14 protein-coding genes and 2 pseudogenes are annotated in these 17,221 nt (G+C 69.3%); 5 read left to right on the top strand and 11 right to left on the bottom strand.

Going from position 1 to position 17,221, the window contains the following annotated elements:
* The first annotated feature begins 147 nt into the window (after positions 1 to 147).
* Genes FEF34_RS41030 through FEF34_RS04800 form a run of 3 tightly spaced genes read left to right on the top strand, consistent with a single transcriptional unit; the run spans position 148 to position 2,261 of the window.
* Complete coding sequence (locus FEF34_RS41030) at positions 148 to 324, top strand: hypothetical protein (RefSeq protein WP_171052823.1); 177 nt, start codon at positions 148 to 150, stop codon at positions 322 to 324.
* Positions 325 to 333: 9 nt separating this feature from the next.
* The gene (locus tag FEF34_RS04805; protein WP_138052005.1) at positions 334 to 1,545 is read left to right on the top strand and encodes a JmjC domain-containing protein; all 1,212 of its coding nucleotides are present in this window, start codon (positions 334 to 336) and stop codon (positions 1,543 to 1,545) included.
* The gene (locus FEF34_RS04800; protein ID WP_138052004.1) at positions 1,455 to 2,261 is read left to right on the top strand and encodes an aldo/keto reductase; all 807 of its coding nucleotides are present in this window, start codon (positions 1,455 to 1,457) and stop codon (positions 2,259 to 2,261) included. The genes FEF34_RS04805 and FEF34_RS04800 overlap by 91 nt, the downstream gene beginning before the upstream one ends.
* Here FEF34_RS04800 and FEF34_RS04795 read toward each other — a convergent pair.
* The 4 genes and pseudogenes from FEF34_RS04795 to FEF34_RS04780 all read right to left on the bottom strand — a co-directional run.
* Entirely contained in the window at positions 2,249 to 3,088 is an 840-nt protein-coding gene (locus FEF34_RS04795; protein WP_171052822.1) for a hypothetical protein, read from the bottom strand. The genes FEF34_RS04800 and FEF34_RS04795 overlap by 13 nt on opposite strands.
* 229 nt (positions 3,089 to 3,317) lie before the next feature.
* Positions 3,318 to 4,688 carry a DUF317 domain-containing protein gene (locus FEF34_RS04790; protein WP_138052003.1) on the bottom strand — a complete coding sequence of 457 codons (1,371 nt, stop codon included), beginning with the start codon at positions 4,686 to 4,688 and terminating at the stop codon, positions 3,318 to 3,320.
* A 62-nt stretch (positions 4,689 to 4,750) separates the two neighbouring features.
* Positions 4,751 to 5,896, bottom strand: a complete 1,146-nt coding sequence (locus tag FEF34_RS04785) for a DnaB-like helicase N-terminal domain-containing protein (protein ID WP_138052002.1) — start codon at positions 5,894 to 5,896, stop codon at positions 4,751 to 4,753.
* Positions 5,896 to 6,963: pseudogene (locus tag FEF34_RS04780) on the bottom strand (DNA cytosine methyltransferase); the annotation flags it as partial. The pseudogene FEF34_RS04780 and the gene FEF34_RS04785, both read right to left, overlap by 1 nt.
* 116 nt (positions 6,964 to 7,079) lie before the next feature.
* On the opposite strand from FEF34_RS04780, the gene FEF34_RS04775 reads away from it, so the two are divergent.
* Both FEF34_RS04775 and FEF34_RS04770 read left to right on the top strand, forming a co-directional pair.
* Positions 7,080 to 8,486, top strand: a complete 1,407-nt coding sequence (locus FEF34_RS04775; RefSeq protein ID WP_138052000.1) for an IS4 family transposase — start codon at positions 7,080 to 7,082, stop codon at positions 8,484 to 8,486.
* A 138-nt stretch (positions 8,487 to 8,624) separates the two neighbouring features.
* Positions 8,625 to 10,031, top strand: a complete 1,407-nt coding sequence (locus tag FEF34_RS04770; protein WP_138052000.1) for an IS4 family transposase — start codon at positions 8,625 to 8,627, stop codon at positions 10,029 to 10,031.
* A gap of 13 nt (positions 10,032 to 10,044) precedes the next feature.
* Here FEF34_RS04770 and FEF34_RS04765 read toward each other — a convergent pair.
* From FEF34_RS04765 to FEF34_RS04730, 7 genes and pseudogenes are all read right to left on the bottom strand, one after another.
* A pseudogene (locus tag FEF34_RS04765) lies at positions 10,045 to 10,254 on the bottom strand (DNA cytosine methyltransferase); the annotation flags it as partial.
* Positions 10,251 to 10,862, bottom strand: a complete 612-nt coding sequence (locus FEF34_RS04760; protein ID WP_234043055.1) for a hypothetical protein — start codon at positions 10,860 to 10,862, stop codon at positions 10,251 to 10,253. The pseudogene FEF34_RS04765 and the gene FEF34_RS04760, both read right to left, overlap by 4 nt.
* A gap of 248 nt (positions 10,863 to 11,110) precedes the next feature.
* Positions 11,111 to 11,719, bottom strand: a complete 609-nt coding sequence (locus FEF34_RS04750) for a PIG-L family deacetylase (protein WP_325063619.1) — start codon at positions 11,717 to 11,719, stop codon at positions 11,111 to 11,113.
* Positions 11,720 to 12,031: 312 nt separating this feature from the next.
* The gene (locus FEF34_RS04745; RefSeq protein WP_138051998.1) at positions 12,032 to 12,865 is read right to left on the bottom strand and encodes a DNA-methyltransferase; all 834 of its coding nucleotides are present in this window, start codon (positions 12,863 to 12,865) and stop codon (positions 12,032 to 12,034) included.
* A gap of 23 nt (positions 12,866 to 12,888) precedes the next feature.
* On the bottom strand, positions 12,889 to 14,268 hold the full coding sequence (locus tag FEF34_RS04740; protein WP_325063618.1) for an aminotransferase-like domain-containing protein: 1,380 nt from the start codon (positions 14,266 to 14,268) through the stop codon (positions 12,889 to 12,891).
* Positions 14,265 to 15,950, bottom strand: coding sequence for a serine hydrolase domain-containing protein (locus FEF34_RS04735; protein WP_138051997.1), 1,686 nt, complete (start codon positions 15,948 to 15,950; stop codon positions 14,265 to 14,267). Before FEF34_RS04735 ends, FEF34_RS04740 begins: the two co-directional genes overlap by 4 nt.
* The gene (locus tag FEF34_RS04730) at positions 15,951 to 17,216 is read right to left on the bottom strand and encodes an ATP-grasp domain-containing protein (protein WP_171052821.1); all 1,266 of its coding nucleotides are present in this window, start codon (positions 17,214 to 17,216) and stop codon (positions 15,951 to 15,953) included.
* Positions 17,217 to 17,221 lie beyond the last annotated feature (5 nt).

The raw sequence follows: 17,221 nt of genomic DNA, 5'->3' as shown, positions 1-17,221 counted from the left end.
TGAGTCACCCTCTATCAATCCTGTGCCCTCCTGGGGGGCACCCTGCGGCGCTGTCCGAATCCCGCCCTACTGCCATCCCATGGAGGCGGGTTAACTCAGGTCCTTCGCCCGGAGCCGGTCGGGAGAAGTCGAAGAGGAGGGCACGAGATGGCAGAGAGCGCATCCACCCAGGTGGCGGGGACCAGCCCCGCGCTTCTGATCGCCGTGGAGGAGTTGGCGACCGCCCACGACCGCAGCGAGTCCGAGCGGTCCGACATCACCAGCTCGCAGAACAGCGCGGGAGATGACGGCGACAACCGCGACCTGAACCTCCCGAAAGAGTAAGGGGAACCCATGGAGCACCGGCTCGTCAGCCACATCGAGAAAGCTCTCGGCTGGGACGGGCCGGGTTCCGTGGGGACCGCGTTCGCGCGCGCCCGTCTCACGGACCCGGAGCTGCCCGCACGGCTGTTGACTCCGCTCAGACTGCTGGACCTGATCAAGCGCCGCCATCTGGCCAATCCGCAGCTGCGCTGTTATGCCGAGGGCGAGGAAGTGCACCCGTCGACGTTCCTGTCCACCAACGTCAACCGGCGCAGGCAGGCGGTGAGCCAGGCCGACATGGCGGCCCTCGGCCGAATTCTCAACGACGGCGGCACCGTGGTCCTGGATCACGTGGACTTCTTCGATCCGACGCTGGAAGTCGCCTGCCGGGCCCTGGGCTGGTGGTCCGGCGAACTCACCTCTGCCAACGCCTACCTCGCGGTGGGTGACACCGACGGATTCCATCTGCACTGGGATGACCACGAGGTCATCGCCGTGCAGCTTTCTGGCGAGAAGTCGTGGGAAGTGCGCGGTCCCTCGCGGCCGGCGCCGATGTACCGCGACGCGGAACGCAATCGCACGCCCTCCGAGGAAGTGCTGTGGAAGGGCACGATGCGGGCCGGGGACGTCATGCACATCCCACGAGGCTTCTGGCACACCGCGACCCGCCTCGGCTCGGGGAGTGGTGGACACTCCCTGCACGTGACGTTCGGGTTCACCAAACGGACCGGTGTCACCTGGGCCAACTTCCTCTCTGACGCCGCCCGCGCAGACGACGCGTTCCGTCACGACCTGGAGGGCGCCCAGGGCACCGCACACCAGGTGCTGACGGACAAGCTCAGCGCCCTGGCCGCCACCTACAGCCCAGAGCGGTACCTGGACGAACTGCGGTCCAGCACCCCACCCGCACGCCACATGCCGCACGTGGCCGCCTTCGGTCGGCCGGACGGAGTCGCGGCCGTCACCGAGTTCGCGCCCTCCATCGTCCGCTCCGGTGACACCGTCCAAGTGTGCGGTGGCGGTAAGCGGCTGACCTTCCACGAGCGCGCAGAACCGAGCTTGCGTGCGCTCCTGTCAGGTCACCCGATCTACCTCGAGGGTGCCCCCGACGACATCATCACTTTGGCCGACTTGTTGATCACGGAGGGGCTGTGCGAACCGCTGACGGAACTATCGTCCTCGGGCTACACCGGTCTGGTCACGCCCGTGACCTACTCGAAGCAGCCGCCGACCTCGATGTAACACGCCTCGACACCGCGTCTAACTACCTGCGTCATCGCTCCCACGAGGTCCTGAAGGCGACGGCAGGCGATCTTCTGCCGAAATTCTCGGTCTCCACCAAGGTCGGGTATTTCCCCGAGGGGCACAGCCTCGCTCCCGCCCGGCTCCGCGTAGCCGTCGAGCAATCCATCAAGGATCTTGGGCGGGAGCCTGATCTGGTATTTCTCCACAACCCAGAGCGCTCGGCACCCGACGCCGAGACGCTGGAACAGGCGTGCACGATCCTGGCCGACGCAGCGCAGGCGGGGCTCTGCCGTTGCTGGGGCGTCTCGACCTGGGATCCGCGCTCGCTCATGGACTTCGACGTGCCAAGCCCTGATGTCCTTATGGCCCGAGCGGGGTTGCTGGTCGGGGTCGACGTCCTCGAAGCGGCCGAGGCCCTGGCGATGCGGTGGTGCCCGTCGCAGGTGTGGGGCATGAGCCCCTTCGGCGGAAGTACGGCCGAGGCGGTGTGGGAACGCTTCGATCCGAGGATCTTCCTGCGAGGCTCCCCGTCCGCCACGAAGATTCAGGCTGCCTTCCGTTCCTCGTACGGCCTCCCTCGGGTCGACGCGGTCGCGGTCGGCACAGACGACGTCGCCCATCTGCGGGAGCTGACCGAGGCCCTGGCGTACGAGGTCGACGAGAACGTGGTCCGGGAGTACCGGCAGCTCCTCAAAGCCCGTCAGTCTGACTGAAGTTCCTGCAGCAGCTGCTCCGCTGTCTTCCGCGCGGGGACCAGGCGGGGGTCCTCGGGATCGGCGTAAGGGCCGAGGATCTTCGCGGCGACGAACAGCGTCATCAGCATGCCGTCCTGGCTCTCCAGATCCTCACGCCGCTCGCTGCGGACGCGGTCGGCCAGAGCCGGGACGGCGAGGGAGGCCCCCCACAGACTGGCCGCGTCCAGGCCGCGGGGGGCCATGCCCCAGTCCTCCCAGTCGAACATGCAGAACACCGGCGCCGTGATATTCGCCCAGTTGAAATCTGCATGGGCCGGCCGCCATTCGGCCACGGTCGTATCGACGCCCGGGAACACGCTGTGGATCGTTCCGCTGACCAGGTCCTGCGTGAGGGTCTCAGTGTCTGGTGTCGCGATGCGGTTGGTGTGCTGCGTGGCCAAGGCATCCAGCGTGGCGTTCAGCGCCTTCCACCACTCCTCGGGCAGCTGTGGATCCTCCGCCACTACGGCGTTGCTCACCGGTGCCGCCGGCAGCAGCTCTGTCTCGTCCGCCCGCCACATCACCGGCTCTGTGTCGTCCCGCCATGCGACGCCTGTGAGCCAGGCCGGTTTCGCGATCCCGCGAAGGGCCTCGGCGGACGCGGTGCCGTCCCCTCCCTGGACCCCGATCCGATCGAGTCCGCGACGCTCGATCCGCACCCACGTATTGCGGTCCGTACGCGCGCCCACAGACCGGCGCTTACGTACCACAGCCTCCCGGCTCAGGCGCACCCCAAGCGACCGTTCGACACGGTCCAGCACGGCTTCCACGGGCTCTTTGCGCAGATCCATTGAACGCGGTGTCATGCGCCCGAACGTACCAAGTCACAGCCGCGCTACGAGGGAGATTCGGGGCAAGGCGTAGCAAGTGTGACTGACGAGGAGATCGATCCCGTGCTGCCCCTCTGGGCGGTGTGCGGGTGAGGGCCGGTCTTGGGTAGGACGTGCCCCGAACGAGGGCAGATACGGAAACCGGGCTCACGGGGCGCAAGGCGGCTGCCGGTCGGCAGCAGCGCACGACTCGGGTGTGTCCGGTTCAAAGACGACGGCTGACCAGGGGTCCGGTCGCTGTCGAGGGGTTGGCTGGTGGCGCGGTTCGGAGATAGACGCTGCGGGGGCGCGTTGCGGTATCGGCGCGGCGGGTACCGGTTTCGTGGGCGATGGTCTCCGTGAGGTCGGCCAGCAGCGAAGTCGGGGCGTGCGGGGACGCCGTGACGGTCCAGGTTGGCTGGTCGATGCTGGGGCCCGCCCAGACGGTCCAGGTGGCGAGGGGGCTATTCGCCTTCTGGGCGGCGAAGGCGTCGAACTGCACGCCGGCGTCCCCGGTCAGGTTGGTCCAGCGGATCCAGCGTCCGTCGACAGTGTGTTCCCAGCCGGCGTCGGTGAGCGGCTTGGTGGCGGCGGCAACAGTCTTCTCATTGATGGGGCCGCCGATGGCGGTGTCCCAGCCGTCGCCCTCGGCCAGGTGCTTCAGCAGTGTCTGGAGCAGTGGCGCGGGAGTGGAGGCGGTCGCGGTGAGGTGCCACATTCGCTCCGAGACAGGGGACTCGTACGCAGCCACGGTCCAGGCGGTCTCGCGCGGGTGGGCTTCGTGGACGCGCTCGATACGCAGTGTCTGGGATTCGTGGATCGCGTGGGTGGTGTCGTCGGACCAGGTCCTCCACTTCTCCCAGTCGCCGTGTGCGGCGAGGAACTGGTCGAGGATGGAGTCGTGGTCGCCGGGGTCGGCGGCGTAGGCGGGTACGATCTCCGGCTTCGGGACGGCGGGCTCCGGGTGTGCGGCTGGTGTGCCGAGGGTGGTGCGGGCGTCGGCGGCGTGGCGCTCGGTGTCGGTCAGCGGTGCGGGGCCGGGGCGCATGGTGTCGCCGTGGAGGCGTTCGAAGGCTGCCAGGGCACGGGCGGGCGAGTCGAAGGTGTCGGCGACCTGCCGCAGATGGTTCTCGCCGTGCAGGTAGACACTCTTGCCGCTGTCGGGGTAGGTGCCGACAGCGACCACGGTGCCGCTGTCGTCGGCATGAGCGTGGATGATCAGGCGCCCGAGACGGATGTCGTCGTAGATCTTCTGGGCTTCGTTGGAGACCTCCCGCATCTCCTCGCGGCTGCACCAGGGCATCGGATAGTTGGCCCAGGTCCACTCCTCGTCGATCGCCTCGTGGAGCCGGGGGCTGATCTCGGTGGTGATTCCGTCCGCTGTCATTGCCTGGGCGGCCTTCTCGGCCCAGTGGGGCTCCTCGTGGTCGATGCGGGCCATGACCAGGGTGCGCTCGTTGATGGCTTCGAAGCCGTGGGCGGTCAGCAGAGCGCGTGCGAGGTGGGGACGGGGGCCGGTGATCGTGGCGGTTATGGCGCTGGGGTGTATGGGGTGGGTGTCGAGGCGGACATGCGCGTCGGTGGTGGGTGTCGGCACGAAGGGGTGCTCGTTTCTGCCGGTGGCCGGGCCGTGGGGTCCGGCCACCGGCGGGTTCGGGGTCAGCGGGAGATGCGCGCAGCGGGCGGCGACGTGGTAGGCGGCGGGCCGGCCCGGGGTGGGGGCGTTGCCCTGGGCCGTGCAGGCTTCGTCGCCGGTGCGGGTGCGGGTGCGGGTGCGGGTGCGGGTGCGGTGGCGTGCTGCCAGCGGGTGCGTACCGCAGACAGGTCGGCGAGCGCGCGGCGGCTGCCGATGACGAGCTGGTACGGCGTTGTTGCCGGGTCGTCGGTGAACGCCTCGATGCGGCGGCCTACGTGGTGCGCGGTCGCGAGGACGGCGCGCTGGAGGATCTGTTCGCCCCAGTGCTGCGGGCAGCCAGCCGGTTTTCCGAGGAGGTCGAGCACATCTGTGGGTTCGACGCCTGTGGTGAGTAGGCCGCGGTGCTGGGCTTCCCACAGCACGGTGACCGGGTCGACGGGCGCTCGGCGCCGGGTCAGGGCGGTCAGGCAGTACCACAGCCCGGTGTGCAGAGGGTGGGTGAAGTCGTCCGGGGTCAGCCACCGCATCTGTTCGACCTCTGTGGGGTGCGCTGTCGCGGTGCCGAGCAGCAGCCGTTCCTCGTCGACTGCTTCTTCGACGTCGTACGGGGCGGTGGTCGGCGCGGGTTGGGGGGTGCGGGGCAGGGAGCCGGCGTGCGAAGGGAAGCGGGCTGCGAGGTCGTCCACGACGCTGGCGAGGGAGTCGGCTGCTGCTTGGGTGGTCGCGACCGGGTGCGGGAGCGAGGTGTCCCGCGCGGTCTGCGCGAGGCGCTGGCCGCCGGCGCGCAGGCGGCGGCGGGCGTGCTCTGCCTCGATCATCCTCGCGTACGCGGGCGCGTGCCGGGGCCAGGGGCAGACTTGGATCAGAGTGTGGAGGTAGGAGGCGGTCAGCCCGCGGGCCTGCTCGCGAGCGGTGGTGAGCACCAGGTTGAGCCACTTGGTGTTCTGCGCGTGCTGGGCCGGATCGGGGGCCGGCAGGGAGCGGAACGCGGCGAACAGAGCGGCGTGCGCGGCGGTGGAGAACGCGTCCGGACCGATGCCGGGTACGTCGCCGAGGCGCTGGGGTTCGAGGAGGAGGGCGCCGAGGAGGGCTTGCTCGGCGTAGTACACGGGCTGTGGCGGCGGGGTCGGGTCGAGGTCGTCGTCCTCGTGGTCGGGGGTGTGTGCCATTAGGCGGCCAGGGTGAAGTCGTCGGGGTTGAGGGGCCGGTTGAGGTGAGGGGCGAGGAGGTGGCCGGCGAGCAGCGGAGGTACGGCGTTGCCGATCTGGGAGAACTGCTGTCCCTTGTTTCCGGCCCAGGGATAGTCGGCGGGGAAGGTCTGCAGCAGGCCCGCTTCTCGGGCGGTGATCCGGATCGGCTCCGGTGTGGCCCGGCGCTCGGCGTCCGGCTGGGCGGCGCGGGGTTCGGCGATCCAGGTGCACTCGTTCGCGCGGTGGCCGAAGAACAGCGTCCCGGCCGGCTCCTCGATGGACCGGACGGTGGCGTTGGCCTGGTTGTTGCTACGCAGAGACCAGGACCAGCGGTGAGCTTCCGCCGTGAACGTGGGGGCGGGGGCATCAGCGGGCCGGTTGTCGCGTGTGCCGTGCCGGGCGGCCCAGCCGGCCCCTTCCCTGCGGGACTGCAGGACGATTCCGTCCGGCCGGGGCGTCCAGGTGCCGCGGTCGCGGGCGTCGGAGAGTGTCTTGCGTGAACCGGAGGGGAACGGTTCCGGTCCGCCGCCGGGGCCGCCGCCGGCGCACACAGTGGGAACGGGCCGGTCGGTCGCGCCCCAGCCGAGGGCCTCGGCCATGGAGACCCACCGTGCGCGGCCCAGCCCGAACAGCGACTCGGGCTCCGGGAGCCGGGCGTGCGTCGGCGGGGGAGGCCCGGCGGTGCGGACCCGGGAAGCGAGCAGGATCGCCCGCTTCCGCGTTTGCGGGACGCCGTAGTCGGCGGCGTTGAGGATGCCGGTCCAGACGGAGAATCCCCAGCGGCGCAGAGTCGCCGCGTACTGCTTCCACAGTGGCAGGACGTCCGGTACTTCCTCCATGGCGACCCACTCCGGCTCGCCGGCCGTGTGCAAGGCGTGGAGGTAGCGCATGGGCTCGGCGGCCAGAAGCGAGCGCTCGTCCCGGCAGGCGGCGAGGAGCTGCTCGCGGGTGTCGCGTCCGGCGGCGAGGTCGGCGACCGCCTGGTGCACCAGTGGCTGGTCCACCAGTCCGAGGCGCTTACCGGCCATCGACCAAGCCTGACAAGGTCAACACCGTTGCGTTTGGTCTTTGAGTTGTAAGTCAAGCCCTGCTGAACAGCGCGACGGGACCACCTGATAGATCAACGATCGGCGAAGAGAGTCGATCAAGGTCAGGGGTCCCGTTGCAGGAGAAGTCTGTCATCACGTCCACGATCGAGACAGCCCGGGGTGTGTTCGCGCCGGGTCATCTGGGGGAGTTGACCCAGGTCGTGGACTTCGCGCTGGTGGACGCGGTGCTGGAGGAGACCGGCCGGCGCGAGAAGCGCCTGCGGCTGCTGCCTTCTCGGGTGGTGGTGTACTTCGTGCTCGCTCTCGCGCTGTTCGAACACCGCTCGTACCGCACGGTGTGGTCCCAACTGACTGCCGCCCTGACCCCGCTGGCCCTGGTGCGTCCTGCGGTCTCCTCGCTGACGCGGGCCAGGCGCAGGGTGGGGGCCGCACCTCTGCGGCGTCTGTTCGAGACGCTTGCCGGGCCCGTCGCCCGCCCCGGGCAGGAGGGGTCCTTCTACCGGGGCCTGCGCACGGTGGCCGTCGACGGGACCCTGCTGCACACCCCCGACGACGAGACGCTCACCTGGCACTACCCCAAACGGGCCGGGGAGGGTCTGGAGTTCGGCTATCCGCTCCTGCGGCTGCTGACCCTGGTCGAGTGCGGCACCCGCGCGCTCATAGCCGCCGCCTTCGGACCGGAGTCCCAGGGCGAACTCCCCTACGCCAAGCGGCTTCTGACCTCCCTGGACCAGACAATGCTCCTACTCGCCGACACGGCCTTCGACGGCAACGAGTTCCTTGATGCCGTCCATCAGAGCGGGGCCCGGTTCCTGGTGCGCTCCGGGGCCCGCCGCGTCCCCACCCCCGCCGAGCACCTGGGCGACGGCTCCTACATCGCCCGCATCGGCTACGGCGTCCTGCCGGTGCTGCTGCCGGTGCGCATAATCGAGGCGGCCCTCACCGTCACCCTGGCCGATGGCACCGTCCGCACCGAGCAATGGCGGCTGATCACCAACCTGCTGGACCCCGTCCGTTATCCGTCCGCCGAGCTCGTTGAGCTCTATCACCGCAGGTGGCAGGCGGAAACCACGTATTTTTCGATCAAGGCCACGATGCTCGACGGCCGTGTCCTGCGCTCCCGCAGCACCGACGGCCTCGACCAGGAGGTCTACGCCCTGCTCACCGCCTACCAGGCTCTGATCCGCGCCGGCGACGACGCCCTGACCAGGCGGCCGGAAGTACCCAGGGAACGGATCAGTTTCACCGTCCTGCTGGCCGCCGCAACCGACACCGTCACCGCCGGCCATGGAATCTTCCCCGGCACCCCCATCGACCTGGTCGGCACGATCGGCCACGCCGCCCTGAGCGACCTCCTGCCCGCCCACCGACGGCAACGAGTGAAGGCCCGCACCCGCAAGAACCCCACCAGCAAGTACGGACCGAACGCCGGACAGCACCCCCAGAAGGCCCAGAACTACACCGTCCACACCACCGTCGCGTTCTTCGCCCACGGCCTCAACAGCCGCTCACAGCGCTAACGCAACGGTGTTGCTGACAAGGTCAACACCGTTGCGTTTGGTCTTTGAGTTGTAAGTCAAGCCCTGCTGAACAGCGCGACGGGACCACCTGATAGATCAACGATCGGCGAAGAGAGTCGATCAAGGTCAGGGGTCCCGTTGCAGGAGAAGTCTGTCATCACGTCCACGATCGAGACAGCCCGGGGTGTGTTCGCGCCGGGTCATCTGGGGGAGTTGACCCAGGTCGTGGACTTCGCGCTGGTGGACGCGGTGCTGGAGGAGACCGGCCGGCGCGAGAAGCGCCTGCGGCTGCTGCCTTCTCGGGTGGTGGTGTACTTCGTGCTCGCTCTCGCGCTGTTCGAACACCGCTCGTACCGCACGGTGTGGTCCCAACTGACTGCCGCCCTGACCCCGCTGGCCCTGGTGCGTCCTGCGGTCTCCTCGCTGACGCGGGCCAGGCGCAGGGTGGGGGCCGCACCTCTGCGGCGTCTGTTCGAGACGCTTGCCGGGCCCGTCGCCCGCCCCGGGCAGGAGGGGTCCTTCTACCGGGGCCTGCGCACGGTGGCCGTCGACGGGACCCTGCTGCACACCCCCGACGACGAGACGCTCACCTGGCACTACCCCAAACGGGCCGGGGAGGGTCTGGAGTTCGGCTATCCGCTCCTGCGGCTGCTGACCCTGGTCGAGTGCGGCACCCGCGCGCTCATAGCCGCCGCCTTCGGACCGGAGTCCCAGGGCGAACTCCCCTACGCCAAGCGGCTTCTGACCTCCCTGGACCAGACAATGCTCCTACTCGCCGACACGGCCTTCGACGGCAACGAGTTCCTTGATGCCGTCCATCAGAGCGGGGCCCGGTTCCTGGTGCGCTCCGGGGCCCGCCGCGTCCCCACCCCCGCCGAGCACCTGGGCGACGGCTCCTACATCGCCCGCATCGGCTACGGCGTCCTGCCGGTGCTGCTGCCGGTGCGCATAATCGAGGCGGCCCTCACCGTCACCCTGGCCGATGGCACCGTCCGCACCGAGCAATGGCGGCTGATCACCAACCTGCTGGACCCCGTCCGTTATCCGTCCGCCGAGCTCGTTGAGCTCTATCACCGCAGGTGGCAGGCGGAAACCACGTATTTTTCGATCAAGGCCACGATGCTCGACGGCCGTGTCCTGCGCTCCCGCAGCACCGACGGCCTCGACCAGGAGGTCTACGCCCTGCTCACCGCCTACCAGGCTCTGATCCGCGCCGGCGACGACGCCCTGACCAGGCGGCCGGAAGTACCCAGGGAACGGATCAGTTTCACCGTCCTGCTGGCCGCCGCAACCGACACCGTCACCGCCGGCCATGGAATCTTCCCCGGCACCCCCATCGACCTGGTCGGCACGATCGGCCACGCCGCCCTGAGCGACCTCCTGCCCGCCCACCGACGGCAACGAGTGAAGGCCCGCACCCGCAAGAACCCCACCAGCAAGTACGGACCGAACGCCGGACAGCACCCCCAGAAGGCCCAGAACTACACCGTCCACACCACCGTCGCGTTCTTCGCCCACGGCCTCAACAGCCGCTCACAGCGCTAACGCAACGGTGTTGCTGACAAGGTGGAGACGCGATCAACCCCCGCGTCCGGCCGACCCACGGCCATGCCGGATACATTGCCACGTCGGCTCGGATCGTCAACTGCCCGGCGGCTGCACGGGTTTTGCACGCCCATTCGTCCCACTCCAGGCCGACGTCCCGTACGCCGAGCACGGTCAGCGCGTGACTCCACCCGCCCGGACCCGCGAAGAGGTCCAGTATCAAGAAGCCAGCCCGAAGTCGTCCTGCATCGGCTCGGCGTCACCGCGGCATGCCCAGGGAGAGCAGCCGTCGACCACGCCCTGCTCCAGTTCATTGGCGTCGGCCAGCTCGTGCTGGCGGGCGGCCCACTCGGCTGCGGTGACGTGGTCGATCGGCGCCTCGCTCAGCGGCACCCGGGAGCGGTGGAGAAACGCCTGCCCGAGCAGCGGGTTGCCGCTCTTGTTCGCGCGGGCATTTCCCTGCCGGATGGCGGCGTCGAACTCCACGACATCCCGCCACTCATCCGGGCTGCTGTCACGGATGTGCCGCCACTGCGCATTTCCGTGGAAGGGGCAGCCGAGACAGCTCGATTTGGGCGTGTCCGCCAGGCCCAGTGAGGTGAGGTAGCGGACGCAGTCACTGCGCGACCAGCCTAGGTCGAGGAGTGGATGCCGGTTGCGCATGTACCGGACGTCGGCGTCCTTGGCGCGGTGGAATGCCGCCGACGGGTCGACCGCGACGGCTATGCACGCGGCAACGCCTCGCGCGCCACCCCTCACCCTGGCCGCCTCGACCTCAGCCGACTCGACCCCCGCACCATCCGCACCGACCAGGGCGAGGCGTGTCGGCATGAGCACAGATGCGGATCGTCCGGGATGCCTTCCACCTGGTACACGATGTTCCCGCACTGGCAGCGCCCGGTCCTCATCGCAACGGCTGGTCCGTTGGCGGCCCGGTACGGGTCCGGGGCTGAGGCACCGGTCGAGGTCGGATCGGTCGTCTGGCCGGAGAGGTGGGATGAACTGGGCATGAATCTCCTTGTCCGTGTCATCGGGTGGGCCGAGGTCACTGGTTGGGGCTGGTCAGACGCGACGGGGCGTCACCGGGACGACGGACCGCCGGTGAACGCGGAGGCGACGGGGCCGCCGGTCGGGAGGCTGAAGCGGGTGAAGTACTCGGTGGCCAGAATGCTGTCCCGCATCTCCGTATCGACGCGGGACAGCAGCGCTGGCAGCGGTCGCTCGCCTTCGAGCTGGCTGCTGTGGGAGCAGATCGCGCGCCATTTGCGGTCGAGCCATTCCGTCACGTTCACGGCGGCGGTCACGTACTCGTCCGGCATGGCCAGCAGGGTCTTGCCGACCTCGCGCAGCAGCGGCCCGAGGTCGCCGATACCGGACTGAGGGTGGGTGGCCGCGTAGAGCGCGCGGGGCTGCCACGGCTCGCCGGCCTCCTGGTGGAGGTGAGCGATTCCGGCTGCTTCCACAGCGAGCAGCGTCACCTGGTGGGTGCGCCGGTGATCCGGGTGCCCGGTGAGCTGGCCGAGCGCGTCATGAGTCACGATGACGTCGGGGCGAAACCGCCGGATGTGCGTGACCACCTGGGCGACGGCTTCGTCCGGGGGCACGTCGCACCAGCGGGTGCGGCCGGGCGCCGATGATTCGTTGCGGGCGTCGCCGTATCCGAGCATCCGTTGTCGGGCACCATTCATTGCTTCAGCGGTTGGGGTCTTGACCTGGGCACTGACATTTCTACCCGAGACCTGGTCGGGGTGATTCGTCTCACGCAGTGCTTCAGCACGCAGAGGAGCGATCGAGATCTCCCGTAAGCCTTTCGCCAGTGCGGGATCCCTCATCTCAGCCGGGCGCTGTCGTCATGTCCGCCTCGCTGTCCGTGATGAACGGCTCCTGGGCTGACCGGTGCCCCGCCCGGTCGCCTTGGACAGCGTCGTCAGCATCAATCGAGGCCGCAGGCTGGAAGGACCTGCAGCGCGGTGACGGCGCTGTCGGAGCCTAGTGCCCCGTCAGTGCGCGGCGTGTCTGTCAAGCAGGGCGAGGCGGTCCTTCGCGATGTCGACGGCGTCCCGGGATAGGTCGTTGCAGGTCCAGTGGCGTCGCGTCAGTTCGGCGGCGATTGCCATGGAGCCCGTGCCACCAAACGGGTCGACCACGTGGTCGCCAGGCTGGGTGAGCAGTTTGATGAAGTAGAGGGGGACCGAGACGGGGTTGCGCTCCGGCTCCGGCGGTTTGCCCTCGGAGGCACGTTGGCGCATGTGGAGGTGGTCGGCGTACGTGTCCCCAAGGGCCAGCAGGTTTCCGGACTGGTTGACCAGCGTGTTCTGGAACTCGAGGGCTCGGGCGGTGTCCACCGGTACATCGGGGGTGCGGGAGAGCCAGTAGAAGTTGCTGACACAGTCGTTGAGTCGTGAGGCGCCTGGGCCTCCCCAGGTGTCCCAGGCACCCATCAGCTGCGGGTTGTAGTAGTACAGCTCCTGGAGCAGGTGCCAGCCGTGCTCGCCGACCAACCGGGACAGTGCCGCGTAGTGCTGGATGGTGCGGACCGGTCGGTCGGCGGCCCAAGTGCATCCCAGTTCAAGGACGACGCTGCCATCTGGGAGTAGGACGCGCTCGCACTCCTCCATGAACGTCACAAGCCAGTCCCCGAACCGAGGGGAGGTCGGATCCGTCGAGTCGATGACGTAGGGGCCCTGGAACCACGGAGCGGTGACAATGAGACGGACGCTGTCGGCGGGCAGGGAGCGCAGGCAGTCAAGGGCGTCACCGCAGGTGAGAGTGCCGTGGTCCGTGGTGTGGACGGTGGAGAGAGCCGTGCTGCCGGCCTCGGTGGGTTCGGTCATGATGGGGTCCGTTCTGCAGTGGTTCAAGGGTCGAGCCGGGGTCCGGTGGCGGCGAAGGACGCGAGGCGGTCGAGGCCCTCGGTGATCTGCTCCGGGGTGAGGACGCTGAAGGAGAGGCGGATCTGGTGGAACCCGGCTGCGCCGCCGTAGAAATGGTGCATCGGGGTCCACAGCACGCCGAACTCCGCTGCGGAGCGTTCCAGCGCCGCGTCGTCCGCGACGAAGGGGAGGGTGACGACTACGAACATGCCACCGCTCGGACTGTTCCATGAGACCGCGTTGGCCGGGCGGAAGCCGGAGCGGCTACCGAAGCGCTCTTCGAGGCCGTCGAGCACGGCCCCCAGGTTGCGCCGGTAGACGGCTGCGACGCGCCGGGTGGCGCGTTCCATGCTGCACCCGTTCTCAACGAGAAAGCCTCCGATCGCCGCCTGGGCGACGGTGGAAGTGTTCAGTGTCAGCATGCTCTTCAGACGGGCCAGCTGGTCAGCGAAGAGGACGGCCCCGAAGCCGTCCCTGGTCACGGGCTGGTCGGCGACCACGTATCCAATGCGGGCACCGGCGTAGGCGGTCTTGGAGAACGATCCGAAGTAGACGACCCGCCGTGACCGGTCCAGGGCTTTGAGTGTGGGGAGTCTGAGGGATCCGCCGTGGAAGAACGCGTACGGGTTGTCCTCAAGGAGCAGGATGTCCTCCTGTTCAGCAAGGTCCACCAGCCGCTGCCGGTCCTCCAGGGACATGGTGGCGCCGCTCGGGTTGGCAAAGTCCGGTACGACGTAACAGGCTCGTGGCCGCAGTCCCTCCTGCCGGGCCCGGCGGATCTGCACGGTCAGGTCGTCCAGGTCGATGCCGCCCTGGCCTTCGCGTACGGGCCGCACGCTCATGTCGACCAGCCGTGTCGCGCCGAGGAACCCCACGTAGGCCGGTGCGGCGGCGAGGACGACGTCCTGCGTGTCGCGGCGGAGCGCGCGGAGGACCAGGACCATCGCCTCCTGGGCGCCCGTGGTGACCACGATTGACTCGGTGTCGACGGTCAGCGCCTCGTCGAGCTCCAGGTGCCGGGCGATCAGCTCGTGGATGACGCCCTTGGTGCGGCCGTACTGGAAGAAGGTGCGACGGACGTCGTCCGGGCTGAGGCCCGCCTCCTTCGCCAGGTGTTCCTCAAAGGCACGCAGTTGGCGGGGTAGCGAGCTGGTGTCGTAGAAGCCCTCGTAGGGACGGCCGGCCGCGAAGGAGACGGCCTGCGGATACCGCCCGGCGATGTCGTTGAGGAGCGTCATGGAGGTGAGGGCGGGGTCGGTCACGGAGGCGTGGAGGCCCACAGTGTCGAGTCGGAACGCGACGGGGCGCGGATCGCCGGGCCGCGTCGCGCCCACCTCGCCCGGGGCCGTGAGCGGGGCGGTCACCGCCTGACTCCCTCGGTCGAGTCGGCGCACGGTTGGGGGCCGGTCCTGTGGAGGGTGACGGCGTTACGGGCCCGGATGGCACGGGCCTTCCCGGTTTCGTCGACCATGAAATCGATCACCCCTCCTTCGAAGGCGAACATCGTGCGTGTCAGCGGCAGGCACCTGAACTCGCGTAGGTCCTCCTGGGAGTACAGGTGAAGCTGCCCGTCCCGGACGAAGACAGTGACCTCGTCGAGGCGGGCGTACGTGCCGGTGTAGCGTGCGAGGTCGGCGGGGTCCGGTGTGGCGAGAAGGCTCTCGTCGAACCGCTTGCAGAGTTCTCCGTCGACCATCACGTAGTTGGCGCAGCCTGGACCTGTTCCGGGGAAGCCCAGCGATACGAGGGGTTCGTCGCCGGGCCCGCCGCCTTCGAAACGGCCGTTCCCCGCGGGGCGGAGCCTGAGGTGCCGCCCGTTGATCTCCGCGGTCAGGCCGTCCGCCTCTTCGGCGAGGCGTACGAGGCCCGTGGCCTGGCCGACGAACACGCCGGCATTGCCGCGGGGGTACGCGTCGGCCGGTTGTTCTTCGCTGCCCGGGCGGGTCGCGGTGCCGGGATCAGGGCGGGCGGGACCGGGTGCGCACGCTACCAGGATCCGGTGTACCAGGGACTTCCCGTCGAAGCCGGGCGGTATCGCGTTCGCCAGCAGCACGGCTCCGATACGGCGGTCGGGAAGCATGGCCAGCCACGCGCCGTACCCGCAGATGTCGCCTACATGACCGAGTACCGGGTGCCCCTGCCACCGCCACCGGTGGAAGCCGAGGGTGCTCTCGGTGTCGTCCGGGAGAAAGAGGCGGGCGTGCGCGGTGCGCATCAGCCGCTGTGACTCCTCGGTGAGCAGTCGGTCCGTGTTTACAGTCACGGCGCCTAGGTGTGCCGCCACGAAGCGGCCCATGTCGAGGACGTTGGAGAGGGCGAACCCGGAGGGATAGTGCGCGACGTTGTCAGCGACCTGCCCCTCAGTGACGAGGGTCCCGTCGGCTCCGTACCGGTGGCCGAAGGCAAAGGGGTGCGTTATCGCCACGACCGGATCGAACGTCGTCGACGCCATGCCCAGCGGGCGCAGCACCAGCTCATCGACAAGCTGCGGAAAGGGCGTCCCCGCTGCGGTTTCCGCCATGGCCCCGGCCAGGTCGTAACCCGGGTTGCTGTACGAGTACGCGGTGCCCGGCGGGGCAACCGGCTCATACGTCCGCAGTAGCCGCAGCACCATCTCGGGCAGGTCGGCCGGGTCGCCCCGGCCGGTGGGGAAGAAGTCGTGCGGGAGCCCGGCTGTGTGGCCTAGGAGCATGCGCGCAGTGATCCGGTCGACCGCTGGGTAGCCGCAGTCGGCGAGTGCGGGAAGGACGTCGACGACGGGCCGGTCGAGGTCCATCACCCCGCGGTCGTGTAGCCGGAGCACTGTGGTCGCCGTCAGCGGCTTGGTGACGGAGCCGAGCCGGAACAGGGTCGCGGCCGACACGTCCTCCGCTTCGTCCTGCGCGCCGGTGCGGCCGAAGCCCTGCGCGTGCAGCACGCCCGTCCCGTCCACGATGGCCAGGGCGAGGCCCGGTATCCCGTGCCGGCTGCGCTCGGCCTCCACGTGCCGGAGCAGGGCATCGGTTTCCCTACGCGGGACCGCTTCCCCGCCCTCGTAGGCGGGCATCTACGGGGCCGCCTGTACGGTCTCGGGGCCCTCTATCCGCACGGTCATCCGGGCGAGTGCCTCGTCGGCCGCCCGTAGCGCGCCGTGCGGATCGCTGTGCTCGGTGAGCACGTAGCCGAGCCGTACTTCGATGTTCCCCTCGTGGGGCGGAGCGACCACGTCGCCGGGTGCCACGAAAGGGCACGCCCTGACTACGTGCGGTGCGGCGGCCGCCTCGTCGGTGCCCTTCACCGCGCGCACCTGTCCGGACGAACGGGCCAGCAGGAGCCGTGCGCATGCGGCTCTGTGGTGCTTCTGCGTCAGGTCGGGGCTTCGGCCCAGGGCCAGTTGCAGGGCCGCGCCAGCGAGATCGATGCCGAGGGCACGGTGGACCAGTTCGGGAATGTAGACGCCGGGCAGCCGAGGATTGACCTCCACGATGCGCACCCCGTGCGGGGTCCGCTTGAACTCGGTGTGGACGATGCCGGTGCGGATGCCCAGGGCCCGAACAGCCTCGCGGGTCCAGTGGGCCATCGCCTCGTAGTCCTCGGCGGGCAGCCGGGTCGGGACGAGCAGGGCGTCGTAGACGAACCGCGATTGGGTCGGGCTGACCGGCTCGATGGTCTGGAGCCCGTCCGTAGCGGTGACGACGTGCACGTCGCCGTCGACGACCGCGGCTTCGACGCTCACCAGGGGTCCTTCGAGGAACTCCTCGATGATGACCCGGTGGTAGACGGCCGGCAGGTACGCGTACGGTTCGACGGCCCACTCCCAGGCCTGGGGCAGGGCGCTCACGTCCGTCAGCCGGGTCACCCCCTGGCCGCCTGAGGCGGCGACGGGTTTCAGCACCACCGGGAGGGTCAGCTCGTCGAGCGCCCGCCTCGCCTCGTCGAGCGACGAGGCCACGCGGTATCGGGGTCCCGGGACCCCCGCGGCTGCGAACCGGTCGCGGGTGGCGGACTTGTCCATGCACAGACGTACCGCCGGCAGGGAAGCGCCAGGGAAGCTGAGCTCGTCGCTCAGGGCGGCGCTCAGCTCGACGAGTTCGTCCTCGTGCGTGAAGACGCCCGAGAGCCCGTGCAGGTTCACGTACTCCGCGAGTTCACCGACCCACTGCAGCGGGTCGTCGTACAAGCCCGGCAGTACGTGGACCCGCTCGGCGCCGGCGGGCAGTGCGGGCGGCGCTTCGCGCATGACGAGGTGCGCCTCGATGCCGAGGGCGAGGCACGACTCCAGGACGTAGGTGCGGTAGTGCGGGTCCCAGTCCAGGATCAGCAGTCCGGGCACAGTCG

The sequence above is a fragment of the Streptomyces marianii genome (genome assembly GCF_005795905.1).
Lineage (GTDB): Bacteria > Actinomycetota > Actinomycetes > Streptomycetales > Streptomycetaceae > Streptomyces > Streptomyces marianii.
The sequence above is the reverse complement of the archived record's forward strand: the minus strand, read 5'-3'. Positions and strand labels throughout refer to the sequence as shown.